At 76.6% G+C, this 18,099-nt stretch carries 13 protein-coding genes; 3 read left to right on the top strand and 10 right to left on the bottom strand.

Annotated elements, in window-relative coordinates:
* Positions 1–108: 108 nt before the first annotated feature.
* Positions 109–1,143, top strand: coding sequence for a TAXI family TRAP transporter solute-binding subunit (locus K1J57_RS02020; RefSeq protein WP_220562787.1), 1,035 nt, complete (start codon positions 109–111; stop codon positions 1,141–1,143).
* Positions 1,144–1,165: 22 nt separating this feature from the next.
* Here K1J57_RS02020 and K1J57_RS02015 read toward each other — a convergent pair whose 3' ends face one another.
* The 9 genes from K1J57_RS02015 to K1J57_RS01975 form a co-directional block, all read right to left on the bottom strand.
* On the bottom strand, positions 1,166–1,468 hold the full coding sequence (locus tag K1J57_RS02015) for a YciI family protein (protein WP_220562786.1): 303 nt from the start codon (positions 1,466–1,468) through the stop codon (positions 1,166–1,168).
* A 135-nt stretch (positions 1,469–1,603) separates the two neighbouring features.
* Positions 1,604–1,774, bottom strand: a complete 171-nt coding sequence (locus K1J57_RS02010) for a hypothetical protein (RefSeq protein WP_220562785.1) — start codon at positions 1,772–1,774, stop codon at positions 1,604–1,606.
* Positions 1,771–3,291, bottom strand: coding sequence for a hypothetical protein (locus K1J57_RS02005; RefSeq protein WP_220562784.1), 1,521 nt, complete (start codon positions 3,289–3,291; stop codon positions 1,771–1,773). The genes K1J57_RS02010 and K1J57_RS02005 overlap by 4 nt, the downstream gene beginning before the upstream one ends.
* Positions 3,288–5,714, bottom strand: coding sequence for a GTPase-associated protein 1-related protein (locus K1J57_RS02000; RefSeq protein ID WP_220562783.1), 2,427 nt, complete (start codon positions 5,712–5,714; stop codon positions 3,288–3,290). The genes K1J57_RS02005 and K1J57_RS02000 overlap by 4 nt, the downstream gene beginning before the upstream one ends.
* Complete coding sequence (locus K1J57_RS01995) at positions 5,714–6,919, bottom strand: hypothetical protein (protein WP_255646785.1); 1,206 nt, start codon at positions 6,917–6,919, stop codon at positions 5,714–5,716. The genes K1J57_RS02000 and K1J57_RS01995 overlap by 1 nt, the downstream gene beginning before the upstream one ends.
* Positions 6,916–10,026: a fibronectin type III domain-containing protein gene (locus tag K1J57_RS01990; RefSeq protein ID WP_220562782.1), complete on the bottom strand. Its 3,111-nt coding sequence runs from the start codon at positions 10,024–10,026 to the stop codon at positions 6,916–6,918. Before K1J57_RS01990 ends, K1J57_RS01995 begins: the two co-directional genes overlap by 4 nt.
* Positions 10,027–10,094: 68 nt before the next feature.
* The gene (locus tag K1J57_RS01985) at positions 10,095–11,726 is read right to left on the bottom strand and encodes an Hsp70 family protein (protein ID WP_220562781.1); all 1,632 of its coding nucleotides are present in this window, start codon (positions 11,724–11,726) and stop codon (positions 10,095–10,097) included.
* Positions 11,723–12,280 carry a nucleotide exchange factor GrpE gene (grpE, locus tag K1J57_RS01980; protein WP_220562780.1) on the bottom strand — a complete coding sequence of 186 codons (558 nt, stop codon included), beginning with the start codon at positions 12,278–12,280 and terminating at the stop codon, positions 11,723–11,725. The genes K1J57_RS01985 and grpE overlap by 4 nt, the downstream gene beginning before the upstream one ends.
* A gap of 301 nt (positions 12,281–12,581) precedes the next feature.
* On the bottom strand, positions 12,582–14,603 hold the full coding sequence (locus K1J57_RS01975; RefSeq protein ID WP_220562779.1) for an acyltransferase family protein: 2,022 nt from the start codon (positions 14,601–14,603) through the stop codon (positions 12,582–12,584).
* A 379-nt stretch (positions 14,604–14,982) separates the two neighbouring features.
* Between K1J57_RS01975 and K1J57_RS01970 the strand changes: the two genes are divergently transcribed.
* Positions 14,983–15,993 (top strand): hypothetical protein, encoded by a 1,011-nt coding sequence (locus K1J57_RS01970; RefSeq protein ID WP_220562778.1) that lies wholly within the window; start codon positions 14,983–14,985, stop codon positions 15,991–15,993.
* A gap of 163 nt (positions 15,994–16,156) precedes the next feature.
* Here K1J57_RS01970 and K1J57_RS01965 read toward each other — a convergent pair whose 3' ends face one another.
* Positions 16,157–16,372 carry a hypothetical protein gene (locus tag K1J57_RS01965; protein WP_220562777.1) on the bottom strand — a complete coding sequence of 72 codons (216 nt, stop codon included), beginning with the start codon at positions 16,370–16,372 and terminating at the stop codon, positions 16,157–16,159.
* A 646-nt stretch (positions 16,373–17,018) separates the two neighbouring features.
* On the opposite strand from K1J57_RS01965, the gene K1J57_RS01960 reads away from it, so the two are divergent.
* Positions 17,019–17,966, top strand: a complete 948-nt coding sequence (locus tag K1J57_RS01960) for a helix-turn-helix transcriptional regulator (RefSeq protein ID WP_220562776.1) — start codon at positions 17,019–17,021, stop codon at positions 17,964–17,966.
* Positions 17,967–18,099: the final 133 nt, after the last annotated feature.

The following is an 18,099-nucleotide window of genomic DNA, read 5'->3' as shown; positions in this document are numbered from 1 at the left end:
ACAACAGAAGAACCAGTCCTTGAAAGGACATAGGTGAACACATCCCCTGATGGGGCACAACAGTCCCGTCGTTCACTCAAATGGCCCCTGGCCGCCGGTGCCGCACTGGTGGCCGTGGGCCTGGGCGCGGGCCTGGTGTACCTGGACCCGTTCTCACCGGACCCCGCGGCCGAACGGGCCGCGTCGGAGGAACCGGAGGCGCCCGCCTACGCGGGCGACCACGTGCTCGGCTACGCCTGGTCCGAAGCCTGGTACAACGGCGACGCACAGGGGGTCGCCGACGACCTCGCCGAGCTCTGGAGCGAGCAGATCCCGCAGGTCGCCTTCGAGACCGACACCGCGCGCGACCCGGCGCACGACTTCGCCGGCCTGCTCGGCGGGGTGGAGGGCGTCCGGCAGGACGGGCCGTACCGCACCGACGTGCTCATGTCCTCGAACGTGTTCCACCACGGAGTCCTGCACGGCACCGACGCGCCGGGCGGAGAACCGGTCGAGGGCGTCGAGGAGGTGCGGGTGCTGGGCAACGTCCGCCCCTCGGGGGCGCTCCATTTCGTGGTCCCCGCCGACTCCGGCATCCGGACCCTCGACGACCTCGCCGGGCGCACCGTCGCCATCGGGGAGGGAGCGCACCCCGAGGACCTCGAGTCGGCCGCGGGGCTCGTCCTGGAGACCGCCGGCCTGGCGGACCGGGTCGCCTTCGTCGACGACCGGGACACACCCCTGGGCCGGGGCCTGTTCGAGGAGGACGTGGCCGACGCGTACGCGATCATGGACGCGCTCCCCGCCGGGGAGGTCGACACCATCGACTCCCTCGGATATGAGGTGCGCGTCCTGGACATCGGCGCAGGGACGGCGGAGGAGGTCGCCGGGGAGGTCTCCTTCTACTCCCCGGTCGCCGTCGACGCGCGGACCTACCTCGGCCAGGAGGAGGAGATCACCCTGGTGAGCACCTGGGACACGCTCTACGCCCCGCCCGGGCTCGACGGGGAACTCGCCCGCCTGCTGGTGGAGACCATGTACGCGGGGCTGGCCGAGGCCACGCACGGGGAGTGGGTCCGGGTGGAGAACGCGCTGGTCGGGATCGACCCCGACACCCTGCACCCCGGGGTGCGGGGCTACTACGAGGAGCAGGGCCTGCTCTGACACGCCCCGGCGGTCCCGCGTCCTACGGCCGGAGGTGCTCCGCCAGCGGGCCCAGCACCGCGATCCACTCGCGGACCACGGTCTCCGCGACCACGCCCTCCAGGACGAAGGGGTCCTTCTCCAGCAGGGCGCGCACCTCCTCGGCCGAGTCGGCGCGGAACAGCAGCAGCGCGCCCGGGTCGTCCTGGGCGCCGAACGGGCCCGAGACCAGGTTGACGCCCTGCTCGGAGAGCCCGTTCAGGTACTCGCGGTGCGCGGGGCGGTGCTCGTTGCGGGCGGCGGTGCTGTTCTCGGCGTAGATGTAGGTGACGGCGTAGACGGCCATGGGGCGTCCCTCCTGGTGGCTGGGTTGTACCGCCCCATGATCCCGGACCGCCCGCGCCCGCGCCCGCGCGCGGCCGGGGCGCCGGGTCGCCCCGTTGCGCGCCGCGGACCGCCCGGGGACCGGGGCCGGCCCGGGTCAGCGGGCGCGGTGGGCGGCGTACTCCCAGGTGCGCACGACCATGTCGGTGCCCGCGTGGACGAGCGCGGCGGCCAGGACCAGGGTGAGGGCGACGGCCAGCACGTACACGGCGGCGGCGATGGCCCGGCGCGCCGCACGGTGGCCGCGCGGGACCGGCGGCGGGGTCACCGGGCGCCGCCCGCCGCGGCGGGCGCCGGGCCGCAGGCCAGCTCGGCGAACGCCCGACCCTCGGGGAGCAGCAGCCAGGCCGCCAGCCCGTGCAGGCTGGGGTCGGCCCGCCCGTCGGGGCCGGCCACCGCCGAGGTCAGGAACACCCGCACCGTCCCGAAGTCCGCCTCCGCCCGGGCCAGCAGGTTGCCCAGCCCCAGGCGGTGCTCGGCCCACTCGCGCACCGGGGCCGCGCCCGGGTCCACGGAGGTGCCGCGTACCAGGTCGCCGCGGGTGACCACCACCGCGAGCCGGCCGCTCGGGCCGCGTTCGGGAGACCGCCGGCCGCGCTCGACCTCGTCGCGCACCGTGCCGTAGGCCAGCTCCGGGTCGCGGGTGTGCGAGCGCTCCCCGGCCAGCCGGTCGCGTTCGGCGGCGGTCAGGCAGCGCCACACCGCCGGGATCCCCAGCGGGTCCACCACCAGCACGAACGTGGACGCCTCGCCCAGGTAGGCGAGCTCCTCGGTGGTGGCGGAGCGGTTGAACCGCTCCCCGGCGGCGTCGAACACCTGCAGGACCAGGGCCCGGCGCCCCGCCCCCAGCCGCGCCGTCGCCGCGCGCACCTTGCGGCCCGGCGGGGTGGGGCGGGTGCGGTGGTCGGGGGCCGACACGCGCGCGCCCTCGCGGGAGAGCCGCGCCGCCTCCTCGCCGAGTGGTTCGAGGTAGGAGTCCGACCCGTGCCGGGCCGCCTGCTCCAGGGCCAGGTGCAGTCCCGCCGCCAGCCGGGTCTTGCCCGCCCCCGTGCCGCCGAACAGCGGCAGCAGGAACTCGCGCGCCTCCCCGGGCCGGTGCTCCAGCGGCCGGTCGCAGTGCGGGCACAGCGTCTCCAGGTCGGCCGCGCCCAGCAGGATGAGGGTGGGCAGGGTGCGGTCGCAGCGGCAGCGCCTGCGCAGCAGGCCGCGCGCGCCCGGGCGGACCCGGTCGTGCCGACGCCCGCAGCGGCCGCACAGGTAGGCCGGGTAGGGCAGCCGCCGGTAGCACTCCGGGCACACCATCCGGATCCGGCGCACCGTCCGCAGCCCCGTGTCCACCAGACGCAGCGCCCCGGCCAGGGACCAGGCGGCGGCCAGGTAGGCGCCCACCACCAGGGCGTGGGCGGTGACGTGGGGGAGCAGCAGCACGCCCCACAGCGCGGACGCCCGCCAGGTGCGCCGCACCGCCGCGCACAGGTCCCACCAGGCCGGGCCGCCGTGGTACCCGCGGTGGGCCGGCTCCTCTCGGCCGTCGGGCACGGGCTCGGCGGGGTGGTCGCCGCCGAGCATGACCCGGTGCACCTCCCGCAGGTACAGCCACGTCAGCACGACCAGGCCCGCCACCGCGGCCAGCACCCCCGTGCCGACCAGCAGGCTCACCACCGCCGCCAGGATCCACCAGCGCAGCAGCACCACGACCGCGCCCACCGAGACCAGCAGGAGAACGCCCAGGAGGGCGGCCTCGGGCCGGGCCGCACCGCCGTCGTGTCCGCGGACGCCGCTCACACCCGGTCACCTCCCCGGACCCCGAACAGGCCGCGCCGGGACCGGTGCCCGCGCACCCACAGGTCGAACCCGGCGGCCTCCCCGCGCGGCAGCCGCCGCCGCACCCGCCCGGTGTTCCGCCGCCCCCAGCCCGCCAGGGCCGGGAGCAGCACCTCCTGTTCCACGACCGCCGCCCGCCCGGGGCCCAGCCCCGACCGCAGCGCCGCCAGGTACACGCGGGCGGCGGCGCCGGTGTCCGGCGGGTCGTCGCACAGGCGGTGGGCGGCCGCCTCCCGGTAGGCGACGAACACCTCCTCCGGGCAGTCCCGCAGCACCCGCGCCGCGGTCGGCGGCCCCCACCGGTCCAGCAGCAGCGCGGCCACGGCCCGCAGCGACACGTCGACGGGGGTGGGGTGCGACCGGGCCAGCAGGGGCCACGGTCCGGGGGCGTCGGCCGCGCCGGACTCCACCGTCCGCGACCAGGCGGTCAGGGCCGCCTCCAGGGCCGCCCGGTCGCCGAGCACCCGTTCTGCCTCCGCCGGGATCCCCCCGCGCAGCGCGTGGCCCGCCACCTCCTCGGCCAGGGCGTGCCAGGCGGGTTCGGCGCCCACCGGGGGAGCGGCCAGCAGCGGAGCGCACACCCACCCCGCCACGTCCGGGGCCGTCCGCACCCCCGTCCCCAGGACCCGCAGCGTGCGCAGCGCGGCCCGGGGGCCGTGCCCGCGCCCCCACACCTCGTCCAACAGTGCCGCGTCCACGTCGTGCGCCGGTACCCCGGGGGAGCCCGCCGCCCGGCCCCCGACGCGGATCACGGCCACCTCCTCCAGCAGCCGGGCCGGGTCCTCCCGCCCGTCCAGGCCCAACCGCCGCAGCTCCCGCAGCAGCGCCCCGCCGTCGCGGTCCCCGGTGAACAGCGCGCCCACCGGGCCGCACGCCAGCTCGCCCAGCCGGTCCCGGGGCAGGTCGGCCAGCCGGGCCGCGGCCCCGCGCCGCACCTCCGGGTGGGCGGAGAGCAGGGCCTCGACCGCCGGTCCGGGGGCGTCCCCCGGCGGGGCGGCCGCCAGCAGCGGGCCCACCACCCCGTGCCCGTACCGCTCCAGCGCCAGGGCCGACGGGACCAGGCCGCAGGCACGGGACCAGCGCAGCAGCTCCACCGCCCGCTCCGGCGGCGTCCACTCCGGAACGCCGTCCCGGCCGGGCGCGGCGGAGCCGGGGAACGGCGCCGAGAGCAGGTCGGCGATCCGCTCCCGCGCCGCCTCCCGCACCGGTTCGGAACGCGTCGGCAGCGCGGCCGGGGCCGCCGCCCCCGCCACGATCCCGTCCAGGCAGCGGTGGACCACCAGCCGGTCCAGCCGGCCGATCAGCGCGGGCGAACCCGTCCGGTGCGCCACCCTCTGCAGGTCGGCCAGCACGCGGGCGTCGGCCGCCCCGTCGTCGACCACCCGGTCGGCCAGCGCCGCGGCGTCCCGGGCGGGCAGCCACTCCACGGCAGCCGGGAGCCAGGCGCGCACCGCGCGCAGCTCCGCCGCCGTCACACCTGTAGAGGGGGCGCCGGGCGGGGCGGCGGACGGGGCGGCGAGCAGCTCGGTGGCGACCAGCACCGGGTGCCAGTCCGCCAGGGAGGCCTCCCGGCCGCCCGCGCGGCGCCCCGCCGCCCGCCACAGCCGCTCGGCCCCCGCGGTCCCCGCCGTCACCGCCCGGGCGGCCGCCTCCCCGCTCGCGGGCGGCGGGGCGGGCAGCGCGTCCAGCGCGCCCACCACCGGGTCCACCACCGTGAACCGGCCCCGCAGCGGTTCCAGGTCGACGCCCGGCGGCACCCCCACCACGTGGGCGAACGTCTCCTGGGGGCTGGCGCAGTAGGTCGAGAACGCCATGGCCCGGGCCCGGTCCGGCGGCAGCAGGTGCGCCAGCGCCGCCACCCAGTGCGCCACCGTCGCGCTGTCGGCGACCAGCACCACCGGCCGCCCCCCGGCGATCGCGGCGTCCACCGCCGCCAGCAGCCGCACCACCAGCTCCGGCGGGCGGCGGCGCACCCAGGAGTCGGTGCGCGCCCGGCCCAGCGGTCCGCCGGGCACCTCCAGCACCGGCAGGTCGCGGTCGGACACCGGGGCCGACACCCAGAAGTCGGCGTCCCACAGCTCGGCCGCCAGCGGTCCGCCCGCCCCCACCAGGCTGTGCGCGAAGTAGTTGCCCGGCCGCCCCGACGGGTCCGGGCCGCACGACACGATCCGGCTCACCACCGGGTACCCGCCCAGGTCGGGGGAGTAGCACAGGTTCACCGGGTGCTCCTCCACCCGGCCGCCGGGCGGCTCGTACACGGTGAACCGCTCCACCTCCTGCAGCACCCGCTGGTCCACCCCCGGCGTGGCCGCGTTGAACTGGTAGCCCGCGTACCCCGACAGCCCGTGCTCGCACGAGGTGTAGTAGAGCTGCGCGAAACCCATCAGGACCGCCCTTCGCGGGACGGGACCACACCGAAGCCGCCGAGCATCCACAGGAACGGGTCGGCGACCCGGTAGGGGCGCACCCCGCCCCGCAGGCGCTGCTCGGCGTCGGGGGCGTGCCCGAGCGCCGACACCCCGAAGTACCGGGCGTCGGCGTAGTGGTTGGTGATGTGCGCGTCGATGCGGCCGCCGTCCCACCGGTGCAGCAGCCGCCGGATCTGGACATGCACGTCGCGGCTGTCGGACTCGTCGAAGTAGGGGGCGTCGGGCTGGGGGCGGCGCAGCGGCGAGCCCGGGTCGAGCGCGTCGTGGAACACGTCGAGCTTGGTCAGGCACACCGCCATCGGAACGGGGATGAGCCGCGAGGGCGAGCCCGCCCGGTGCAGCAGCAGGTCGGTGACCCGGCTGAGCATGTCCAGCGGCGGGTGCTCGGAGCGTTCGGGCGGCGGCAGGGGGGTGCCGGGGGCGGCCTCGGCACGGGCGCCCCGCATCCGCAGCGGGTCCAGCAGCAGGATGACCCCGTCGGCGTTGTCGAGGTAGCGCAGGTTGGTCTCCACGCTCTCCTGTGTGGTGAGGTCCTCGCCCGCGGTGTCGAAGAACGACAGCAGCGTGTGCCGGGGGCGGCGCGACCACGGGCCGCGCGGGCGGGTGGTGAACCGGAACACCAGGGGCTCGCGGGCCGCCCCGGTGCGGCGGGTGGCGGCCAGCAGGCGGGCGTCGTCGTACAGCGGGGACTCGTAGTCGGTGTGGAAGCGGTGCCGGGTGTGGTCGTCGGACCCGCCGACCGACGCCTGGAACCGGGCGCCGACCCGGTGCATCAGCTCGTGGATGAGCACGGTCATGAACACGGTCTTGCCGGACTCGCGGGCGCCGACCAGGGCGATGAGGCGGCCGGGGATGCGGCCGAAGTTCACCGGCAGCCGCGCGTGGCAGGTGACGCACACCCGGGTCGCGGTGGAGGCGCCGCAGTCGGGGCACACCGCGCGGGGGCGGCGGCCGTCGGCGGCGAACACCGGCGGCAGGCGCTCGCGGCGGCCCAGGTGGGCGCGGACCGCCGCGTCGTCGACGGGGGCGCACCGGGAGCCGTCGGGGCCGGGGCGGCCGGTGCAGCGGAACAGGATGAGGCGTTCGGTGAGCCGGGTGTAGCAGTAGGGGCACACGAGGCGGTCGGCGCGCGCCGGGCGCAGCAGGTCGAGAGCGGTCAAAGGCGGAGCTCCTTCACCGAGGGCTGGCACAGCCGGGTGCCGTCCGGGTCGTCCCCCACGGGGAGGCACACCAGCCAGGCGGGGCCGGAGGGCCGGGGCGGGCGGACCCGCAGGGACAGCCGCCGGCCCGCCGTGAGCCGCTGGGACGGGAACACGGCCAGCACCCGGCCCTGGTCGGCGCGGTCCGGCGGGAACCCGCCCTCGGCGTAGACGACGGCGACGCGCGGGGAGGTGCAGTCGGTCCGGGCGGCCAGGGTGACCCGCCGGTCGCGGCGCAGCAGCCCGGCGGGGACGACGTGGTAGTCGAGCACGGGGCCGCCGGGGACGGTGAGGGCGGCGGGCGGGCCCGGGACGCCGCCGACGACGGCGCGCACGGCCACCCGCACCGGGCCGGGGCCCATGGGGGCCTCGAACCCGCCCCCGGCCTCGTACCGGGGGCGCTCGCACAGGCGCTCTCCGCCCTGCGGGGAGCCGAAGGAGCGCCAGGACACCCGGGCGGCGGCCGCCTCGTCGGGCCAGGTCCAGCCCAGCCGCACCAGGTCGCCGAACCGCCGTGCGTGCAGCCCCGCCACGGCGGGCACGGCCACCACCCGCACGGAACCGCCGACCACGGCCTGGTCGCCGCACGAGGTCACCGCCACCACGTGGTGCGTCCCCGCCCCCAGCGCCACCCCCACCCGCACCCGCTCCGACCGCGCAGTGCCCGTTCCCTCGGAGGCACCGGCCGTGCCGGATCCCTCGGCCGCCGCCCGGTGCCCGGGCGTCTCGGCGTGCCGGGCCGTTCCAGGGGCACCGGCGGTACCGAGTCCTTCGGCCGCCGCCCGGTGCCCGGTCGTCTCGGATGTCCCGATCGCCTCGTGGGCATCGGCCGTCCCGGGGGCACCAGTGCTCTCGGGCATCACCCGGTGCCCGATCGTCTCGGATATCTCAATCGCCTTGTGGGCATCGAGCGTCCCAGAGGCACCGGCCGTCCCGCGGCTTCCAGCCGTCCCGGGGGCACCGGCGGTCCAGGAGGGCTCGGGCATCGCCGGTGGGGGCGTCACCCGTACCCCGCGGGCATCAGGGGTCTGCGGGGGCGCAGGCGTCACCGTTGCGGTCACCGGCGGGCGGCCGGTGCGCCGTCCGCTACGGACCACTCCGGACTCGGCGGCACCACCGGCGCCGCCGGGCCCGGGGGGCGCGGGCGGGTCGGTGAAGGGCACGGGGGCGCCGTGCGCGGCGAGGTCGGCCGGGGGCACGCGGGCGCCCGGGGGCCAGGGCGGCGGGGCGGGCGCGGTACGCAGGGACACGCGCCCGCGGGCCGGCGGGGTCCAGGAGGCGGTGAACCCGCCCTCGTCGTCCGGCACCACCAGCAGGTCCTCCACCGGTGGCGGGGGCGGGCCCGGCACCACCCGGCGCACCAGCCCCTCCGAGCCGCAGGCCGAACCTCCCGAGGTCAGGTACACCGCCCGCACGCGGTAGTAGTACTCCACGTCCGGCCGCACGTCCGGATCCCGGAACCCCATCCCGTCGGTCGCCACACGGACCCCGTCGCCGCCCCGCGGCGGGGCGCCCTCGCCGCGCACCACCTCCACCCGGACCGCCTCCGGCGGCACCCGCCACGACCCCGACACGTCCCGTTCGCCCGCGTGCACGGACAGGTCCGCGACCTCCGGGGCGAGCAGCACCGGGTCGGTCCCGACCGGCTCGGAGACGCCCCGCCCCTCACGCACCGCCGCCACCGTGTACCGCACCTCCGCGCCCACCGGCAGCCCCGGGTCGATGAGCTCCGTTCCGTTCACCTCTCCGACCGGCACCTCCCGGCCGCCGCGGCCCACCCGGCGCAGCACCCGGTAGCCGATCCGCCCCACCAGGCTCGGGCTGGGCCGCCACACCACCACGGCGCCGCGCCCCTCCACCCGGGCGCGCACCTCGCGCGGCGGCAGCGGCGGCACCTCGCCCAGGCGCGCCACCAGGGCCTCGTCGTCGGCGGCCAGCGCGCAGGCGTCGGCCAGCGCCCGCGCCGCCTCCTCGTCTCGGCCCCCGCGCAGCGCCGCCTCCGCCCGGGCCGACAGCTCGTCCACCCGGGCCGCGCGCTCCCGGACCTGGGCGGCCAGCCCGTGGTCGGCGGGCAGGTCCGCCGCCGCGGCCTGGGCCTGGCGCAGCTGGTCGTCGGCGAGCAGGTCGCGCACCTCGCGTTCGGCGCGGGCGATCCGGTCCGACCCCGCCGGGCGGCGGCGCACCGCCGCCGCCAGCAGGGCCGCCTCCGGCTCCAGCAGCCCCCGGCGGACCCAGGGGCGGGCCAGCGCCGCCTCGCCCACCTCGGCCGGCCGCGCCCGCAGGTCCTCGGCGACCTCCCACAGCACCACGGCGTCGCGCTCGACCTGGGAGCCACAGGAACGCAGCACGCCCAGCACGCTCTCCGCCGCCGCCTTGCCCTCGGTCAGCGGCTCCACCTGCACCCGCGCCACCGCCTCGTCCAGCGCCGCGTCGTCCAGGACGCCGCCGTCCGCCAGCCGGAACCCGTCCACCACCGTGAATCCGCCCGCCAGCCGCCCCGCCCCGAACACCACCTCGGGGGAGAACACCGCGCCCCGGGTGCGCAGGTTGTCGCGCAGGCTGCGGAAGGTCCGCACCGGCGGCTGCACCGGCAGCTCCGGCAGGCGCTCCACCACCCGCACGCCCCGCTCCCGCAGCAGGTGCTCGGCCTCGGCCTCGGGCAGGCCCACCGACCCGGCCATCGCCCGCAGCGACCAGCGGTCCACCAGGGAGGTGGCGAGCCCGTCGACGATGTCGGACCACTCCGCCAGCGCCCGCCGCGCGGTCTCGTCCCGCACCCGGGAGAAGTGCGCGTGGGTGAGCGCGCCCTCCCGGTCCAGCCGCTCGTGCGCCGCCACCAGGTCCACCAGGACTCGGCGCAGGGTGCGGCGCCGCGCCTGGAGCCCCCGCCAGTAGGTGCACACCGCCGCGACGTGCGCGGCGAACGCCCCCGGGTCGGCGGCCAGCCGCCGCTCCAGCTCCGGGCCCACCCCGTAGCGCACGAACAGGTCGGCGGGCGGCCCGCCGGTGCGCGCCGCCGCCAGCACCTCGTCCTCGTACCGCCGCCGTTCCCGTACGTCCCAGGGCACCGCCGTCCGCTCCCTCGCCGCAGTCCGCTCCGCACCGTCCCCGCGCCCGCGTCCGGCGGGCCCCGGGGTCACCCCGAGGTGCGGATCGACGCGATGGCGTCCCGGGCCCGGCGCACCTCCTCCTCGCCCATCCCGCCGATCCGGATGTCGAACCGGATCTCGCTGCCGCCGGCCGGATCCCAGCCGCGCACCGCGAGCATCCCGGTGGCGCCCAGGCTGAACTCGATCCGGAACGGCGTCCCCGCCGGGCCCTTGGGCAGCCCGGTGAGCAGGGCGTCCCCGATCCGGAGGTTGTGCTCCAGCTCCTCGGAGGCCACCGAGCCGGCCTGCTCCCACACGTCGATCTCGACCTGCTCCTGGTCCGGCCACACCGTCGCGAACCCGTCCTCCACCGTCACCGGCAGCGGCGTGTTGGCCCGGATGAGGTGGCTGATGTACTGGCGGGCCCGGCCCGGGTCGGTCGCGAACACCGGGTCGGAGCCGTCGGTGGCCTTGACCCCGAAGGCGCGCGGCGACACGCCCGTGACGGTCTTGTTCGCCAGCCGCTCCACCTCCTCCCGGGTGATGCCCAGGGCGGCGCCCACCTCCTCGGCCCGGCGGGCGCGCTCGGCGGGGTCGCGGTCCGGCGCCTCCATGACGTTCTTGACCTGCCGGACCAGGGCGAACAGGGCGGCGCCCTTGGCCACCGCCAGGTCGGGCTCGTGCAGGTGCGGCTCGAACCCGAAGCGCTCGCGCAGCGACCGCGCCACCACCGGCATGCGGGTCATCCCGCCCACCAGCAGGACGTCGTCCAGCCGCTCCACTCCGCGCTCGCGGGCCGCCTCCAGGGTGCGCTCGGTGATGGTGAGGGTGCGCTCCAGCAGGTCGGAGGTGAGGGCCTCCAGGTCGCCGCGGGTGAACTCCACGCGCACCGTCGACCCGGCGAAGCGCAGGTTGTGCCGAGCGCGCTCGCGGGTGCTGAGCGAGCGCTTGATCTGCTCGGCCGCCGACGCCACGTCCTGGAGGAACTGCTCGTCCCCGGCCGGGTCGGGGTCCGGGTGGTGCTCGGTGAACAGCTCCAGCAGCAGGTCGGCGAGCTTGTGGTCCCAGTCCGCCCCGCCCAGCCGGTGGTCGCCGTCGGTGCACACCACGCGCACGTCCTCGTCCTCGACCCGGATGACCGTGGTGTCGAAGGTGCCGCCGCCCAGGTCGAAGACCAGCAGGTGGCGCACGCCCGAGCCGGAGTCCAGGCTCTGGTAGTGCAGGGCGGCGGCCACCGGCTCGGGCACCACGTCCAGCACGTTCAGGCCGGCGATGAGCCCGGCGCGGCGGGTGGCCTCCTTCTCGTGCACGCCGAAGTAGGCGGGCACGGTGATGACCACGTCCTCGACCTTGTCCCGGGTGTGCTCGCCGGCGGCCCGGGCCAGCTCGCGCAGGATCAGTGCCGAGACCGACTCCGGGTCGTGGGCCCGGCCGTGGAACTCGTAGCGGGCGTCGGTGCCCATCTGCCGTTTGACCAGGGAGACGACCATGTCGGGGAAGAGGAGGGCGGTGTTCTTGGCCTCCTCGCCGACCACGACGTTGTGGGCGGACTCGAAGTACACGACGGAGGGGGTGGTGTCGTTGCCCATGGCGTTCTTGGTGACGGTGGCCCGGCCGGTGCCGTCCACGAACGCCGTGCAGGAGTAGGTGGTGCCCAGGTCGATTCCGTAGGTGGTCATGAGCCTTTCCCAGGTGTGGCGGCCCCCTCGGGGGACGCCGGGCCGACGTGGCGGAAGAAGCGGGCGTGGACCCGGCGCCGGATCCGCCCGGTGACGGTGTCCCGGAAGCCGGGGGCGGTGATCTCGGCGACGGTGCCGTCGCGCGCCGGGTCGGGGTGGTCGACGGTGGCCAGCGGACGGTGCAGGTCGGCGCGGAAGGGGTCGCCGACGTCGGCGTGGACGGGCTCGACGCCCAGCCGCTCCAGGGAGAGCAGGGTGTCGTCGGCGAACCCGGCCAGCAGGTCGGCCAGCCGCTCCTCGCCGCGCTCGCGCAGGCCGCGGGCCTCGCGGGCGAGCTGGTCGTGCAGGTGGACGAGGTCGGTGACGACGGGGTCGAAGAGGGTGCGGTCCTGGCCGGCGCGCAGCTCACGGTTCTCGGCGTGCAGGCGGTCGATGACCGACTCCCGGTGCCGGGCGCGCTCGTCGAGGGCGGACAGCCGGTCGTCGAGGGAGGCGAGGACCTGTTCCAGGGGGCGGGGGGAGTCGGGGGTTGCCGTGTCGTCGGACGCCGTCATCGGGCCGCCTTTCACCGCCGATTTCCACAAGTGGCGTTACCGGTCTCCTTTTGCCGAGGATACTCCGGCGGAGGTGGCGGAAAAAGGGAAACACGTCAACCCGTGGAGGGTGTGGCGTCCCAGGTCACATTCGTCTCCTTTTGTTCTCTGGAGAACTTTTCCGGAATGCGACCGAAATGCGGCCGGGAGTGACTTATCGGTTTCCCGATGGCCGTCCGTATACCCCCGGGGCCGCCGGTGGCCCTGTGCGGCCCGGGGCCCGCGCGGCGCGCCGCACAGCGCGCCGCGCGGGACCCGGGGATCAGGAGAGGGCCTCGTCGAGGCGTTCGCCGAGGTGGTCGGTGAGCAGCGAGACGTAGGTGTTGGTGATGTGCCCCGAGTCGCGGTAGACCATCACGTTGCCGATCACGGCCGGGCACTCGCCGCCCGCGCAGAACAGGTCGCTCATGTCCACGAGGGCGGTCTCGCCGGGCAGGGAGTCGACGGCCCGCTCCTGGGGGTCGTCGCGCTTGAACGCCTCCGAGAGGGGGATGGTGCACTCCCCGGGGTCCTCGGGGTTGCGGGCCACGCACTCCACCACGTCGCGGCGCTGGCGCGGGGTGTCGCGCAGCGCCACGATCGGCCCCGACACCTCGCCGAGCTCGCCCCACAGCCGGGTCATGCCCTCGGCCAGCATCGGCACCCGGTCCTCCTCGCCGCCCTGCGCCGGGACCGCCGAGGTGGAGGAACTGGTCACCACCAGGTCGGGCCGCAGCTCGGTCAGCTCCTCGACCACGGCCCGGTTCCACTCCTGGCACGACTCGTACGGGCCGCCCTCGGGGCCCTTGGTCATGGTGTCGGTGAACGCGCACGACGACTTGGTGTACAGCACCAGCCGCCAGCCCCGCTCCTCGCCCAGGCCCATCAGCGCGGGCACCCACTGGGCGCTGTGCGAGTCCCCGACCACCGCCACCGTCCGGTCGGCGTCCTCGGGGCCGTACACGCACGGGTCCTCGGGCGCCGCCGCCGTCTGGGACGCCTGGCAGTCGTCGTCGTACAGCACCGGGGCGTCGTCCTCGGCCCGCACCGGCGGCGGGTAGACCGGGTCGCCCGTGGGCGCCTGGCCCAGCGCCTGCGGCCCCACGTGCACGCTCGGGTCGAACTCCACCGACTCGACGCGGTCCACCCGCACGTACAGGGTCGCGCCGACCGCGGCCACCACCAGCACCCCCGAGACCGCGGCGGCCAGGGCGCCCCGGCCGCCGCGGACCAGGCGGTGGTCCCGGACCGGGTCCTCCACCCACACCTTGGTCGCCCAGGCCAGCAGCAGCGAGGCCGTGCCCACGGCGGCGGCCAGTGCCCAGCCGAGCTCGTCGCGGCCGGTCACCGCCAGGGCCAGCACGATCAGCGGCCAGTGCCACAGGTACAGCGAGTACGACACGTCGCCCACCCAGCGCGCCGGGGCGGTGCTCAGCGGAGCCGACGCCGACAGGGGGCCCTGCACGTGCTCGGCAGCGATCACCGCCGCGGCCCCCAGCACCGGCAGCAGCGCGGCCCACCCCGGGAACGGGGTCGCCTCGTCGTAGAACACGGCCGCCGCGACGATGGCGGCCAGCCCCGCCCAGCCCAGCGGCAGGCGCACCCGCTCCGACAGGCGGCCGTGGGCCAGGCCGACGGCCAGCAGGCCGCCCACCGCCAGCTCCCAGGCGCGGGTCGTGGGCAGGAAGTACGCCGACGGCTCCCCGCCCGTCGTGGCCACCGACCACAGCAGCGACGCCGCCAGCAGCGAACCCAGCAGCGCCACCAGCGTCCCGGTGCCCGCGCCCCGGCGGCGCAGCGCCGCCCACAGGATGAACAGCAGCGGCCACACCAGGTAGAACTGCTCCTCCACCGACAACGACCAGAAGTGCTGCACCGGGGAGGGCGCCACCTCCGACGCCAGGTAGTCCACCGACTGCCGCGCCAGGTAGAGGTTCTCCACGTACGCGGCCGAGGCGACCAGCTGCCACATCGTGTCGGTCAGCCGGGTCACCGGCAGCAGGAAGTACGACGCGGCCCCCGTTACCACCAGCACCACCGTCGCCGCCGGCAGCAGGCGCCGGACGCGGCGCGCGTAGAACCGGGCCACGGAGACCCGGCCCTGCCCCGACGCCTCGCGGTAGAGCAGCGATGTGATGAGGAAGCCGGAGATCACGAAGAACACGTCGACGCCGACGTAGCCGCCCGGCAGCAGCGACGGATCCAGGTGGTAGACGAGGACGAGCAGGACGGCGACGGCGCGCAGTCCCTGCACCTCCGGACGGAAACGGCGTTCCGTGGCGGCGGAAGCGGGAGCGGAGGACATCGCGGGACTCCCCGGGAGCGGGAACAGGGTCGGTGCGGGGGAACGGTCGTTGGGGGAAGGTGTGTCCGCATTCTGTTATGTCATGCGAGGGGCCGGATCACAGAAGGCCGACACGCGCCCTCTTGTTCCCCCGATGTCGGTCGCGGCGACATCCTCCCGTGGCCGGATGTTCGCCACACCCGCGCCGGAACCCCGGAGGGCGGCGCACGCGCTCCGGATCTCGGGCAGACTGGTCCGATACGGAGAACGTCCCCGGTCGGCGGCGCGCACGGCCCGGGGCCCGCGTTCCGTGACCCTACCCCCGGGCCCGCGTCCCTTCCCAGCGGCCGTGTGCGAGAGGAGGCCCACCGTAGCCCCCGTCATCCGCGTCCGTCCCGTCGTGCTCGCGATCGCCGCGGTGCTCGTCCCGGCGGCGCTCTACCCCCTGACCGGCCTGTGGGGCCTGCTGTGGATCCCCGTGTCCCTGGCGGTCGCGGTCGCCCTCGAACCGCGCGCCCTCCGTTCTCTCCGCGCCCTCCTCCCGGCCCGGGGCGCGCGGTCCGGCCGCCGCTCCGGCGAGGAGCCCGGGATCGACCCGGGCGCCGACGCCGACGGGGACGACGGCCGGACCCGGTCCGCCGCGGCGCCGCCCGCCCGCCCCCGGGACGGCCGGCGGATCCGCCCGGTCGCCCTGCCCAGCGCCGCCGACGACTACGACCTGCACTTCTCCGCGGTGGTCCACTGGCGCTGGTCCAGCACCGTCGACCTGCGGCTGCGCAACCCCATGGGCCCGGCGGTGCTGGCGGTCGTCACCCGCGCCGCCGAGCTGGTGCGCGAGAGCGACCCCGCCGACGAGGGCATGGCCGAGTGCGAGCTGGCCGCCCGGCTGGCGGTGGAGCACGCGGTCCTGGGCAGCGGGATCGTGGTGTGGGCCGACGAGGTGGAGCTACGGCTGTCGGAGGGCGACGCCGGCCGGCTGCGCCGGATGGCCGACCTGCGCAAGGACCGTGCGGTGCGCGAGGCCGCCCGGGTCGCCGAGGACGACCTGGCGCCCCTGCCTGCGGTCCGCCCCGCCCGCGCCGCCGACGCGCCCCTGCCCCCGCCCGCGGACCTGGAGGACGACGGCGACGAGGACCTGGACGCCCCGGGCGCCGGACCGGGCAGCGACGTGGACGGCGAGGGGTACGAGAGCTACTGGTGGCCGGCCGAGGAGGACGGCGACCACGGCGGTGCCGAGCGGGACGTCCAGGTGGCCATCCTGCGCGGGATGATCGACTCCCTCGCCCCGGGGCCCGAACGCGACGCCTTCGTCCGCGACCAGGTGGCGGTCCTGGAGCGGAGCGGGTTCGACGAGGTGGCCCGCCGCATCCGGGCCGGGCACCCGGAGTCCCTGGAGGCCGACGGCCCCTGAGGCCGCCCGCGTTCGTCACCCGTTGTCCGCCGTCCGCCCCGCGGCCCTCGTCCGCTCCGCGTCCTGTGACCCCGACCGCGCCCCCGGCTCCCGCCCCCGGACACGGAGGGGCCCCGGCGCGTAGGACGGTCCGCGCCGGGGCCCGGCTCTCCGCTCCGGTTCCTCAGTGGATGATCCGCTGGAAGAACACGTACGCGGCCGCGACGGTGCCCAGGCCCACGAGAGCGGCGTTCGCGACGTTGCCGTGGGCGAGCCAGGTCAGGGACCCGGCCACGGCCCCGGACAGGACGCCCAGCGTCGCGATGACGGCGACGCGGAGGCTGATCCGGTCCTCGGAGTCGGGCCGCTCGGGTGGCGGGACGGGCGGCGATTCGGTCATGGTCGCCCCTTTCGGACTGCTCGTGCTGGACAGGGGTGCGCTCCGTGTTCGGTTCGGGACTGATAACGGTCCTCGATCCCGACGGGAGCCGTGGGGCCGGTGGGGCTGGGGCTGTCTCTGGAGGCACGGCAATGCACGGGGGTGTCCTCGACGGTCGGCCGACGCGCTCGCGCGGAACGGTCCTCACCCTTGTCAGACGGTCCGTGACCGGGGAACCTGTGAGAACCCGGACCCTCACCGGTCCGGCGGGGCCGCTTCGCTGCGGGTCACCGCGACACCCTTCGCTGGGCAGGCAGAGGTTCGCGGGGTCCGCCGGGGCGGCCCTCCTGCGTCTGCGGGCCGCGGTCGGGCGGCCCACTGCCCACCTCCTTTCCGATTTTCGCTTCCGGTGATGTTTGCTGACAAATTGATACCCCGCAGACTGAGTGCAATCACTCCATGTGATGCCGATATGCCGGGAAGTGTTATTCGAGGTGGTGGATGGCGGGGTGGCATGGGTGAATGTCGTCCGGTAATGTCTCTGGAGAAGGCGACTTGCGCAGAATCAGACATCAGTCACTTTTGTTGTTCGGTTAACAATGTCGACGGGATGGGGACCCCGTTCCGGTGAGGGTGTCGGTCTTTTCTCGGGAGTGGGTTCCACCGGGTGGCGGAGGAGGCGGCGCGCGCCGCGGGCGCGGACCAGGGGCCGGTCGTGCAGCGGGCCCTGCTGGTCGGCGAGCTCGTGCGCCTGCGCCGGGAGAGCGGGCGCACGCAGCGGCAGGTGGCCGAGCGGCTGGACTGGTCGCAGGCCAAGGTCATCCGGATCGAGGGCGGTAAGCAGTCCATCAGCCGCACCGACCTGGAGGCGATGCTCCGGCTGTACGGGCTCGGCGAGGGGGAGCGGGTCCGGCGGCTCGTGGCGCTCAACCGGTGCGCCGGCCGGGAGGGCTGGTGGGGCCGGTACCGCGCTGCCGGGGTGCCCGCCGACCACCTGCGCATGGTCGGCTTCGAGGCGGGCGCCGCGCTCATCCGGCAGGCGCACAACGCGTTCGTCCCCGACCTCCTGCGGACCCCCGCCTACGCCCGGGCCGTCGCCCCGCTGCTGTACCCGGGAGGCGACGACGCCGGCCCCGGGGCGGACCCCGCGGACGGCGGCAGGGACGGCGCGGACGGCGCCGCCGCGCTCGCCGACCTGTGCCGCGAACGCCGGGAGCGGCTGGACGATAGCGGCCGGGCGCCCCGCCGGGTCCACGTGCTGGACGAGGCGGTGATCCGCCGCCGGGTCGGCGCCGGCACCGACCCCGGCCTGATGCCCGCGCAGCTGCGCCGCCTGGCCGCGGAGGCCGCCCTGGACGGGGTCGACGTCCGGGTCGTCCCCTTCGGGAGGGGCGTGCACCCGGGGATGCGCGGGCCGATGACCCTGCTGTCGTTCGACGGGCCCCTCGACGACGTCCTCTACCTGGAGGGCGCGGGCGGGGCCGGCCTCGTGGAGGGGGGAGCGCCGGTGGCGGAGTACGCCTCGGCCTTCGACGACCTCGTCGCCGGGCACGCCCTGGGCCCGGCGGAGTCGCTGGCCCTCATCGAGGAGGCCGCGGCCGGGATGGGCGGCTGAGCACGGCGCGCTCCCCGGCTGGTGCCCGCTCTTGCGGCGGTGCCCCGGTGCGCCCTCCCGGGCGGTGCTGTGGGGCCCGTGCCTGTTCTTGCGGCGGTGCCCCGGTGCGCCCTCCCGGGCGGTGCTGTGGGGC

Source organism: Nocardiopsis sp. MT53, from assembly GCF_019598965.1.
In the GTDB taxonomy this organism is placed as follows: Bacteria; Actinomycetota; Actinomycetes; order Streptosporangiales; family Streptosporangiaceae; genus Nocardiopsis; species Nocardiopsis changdeensis.
Note: the sequence above shows the minus strand (reverse complement) of the source record. Positions and strands in the feature narration are given on the sequence as shown.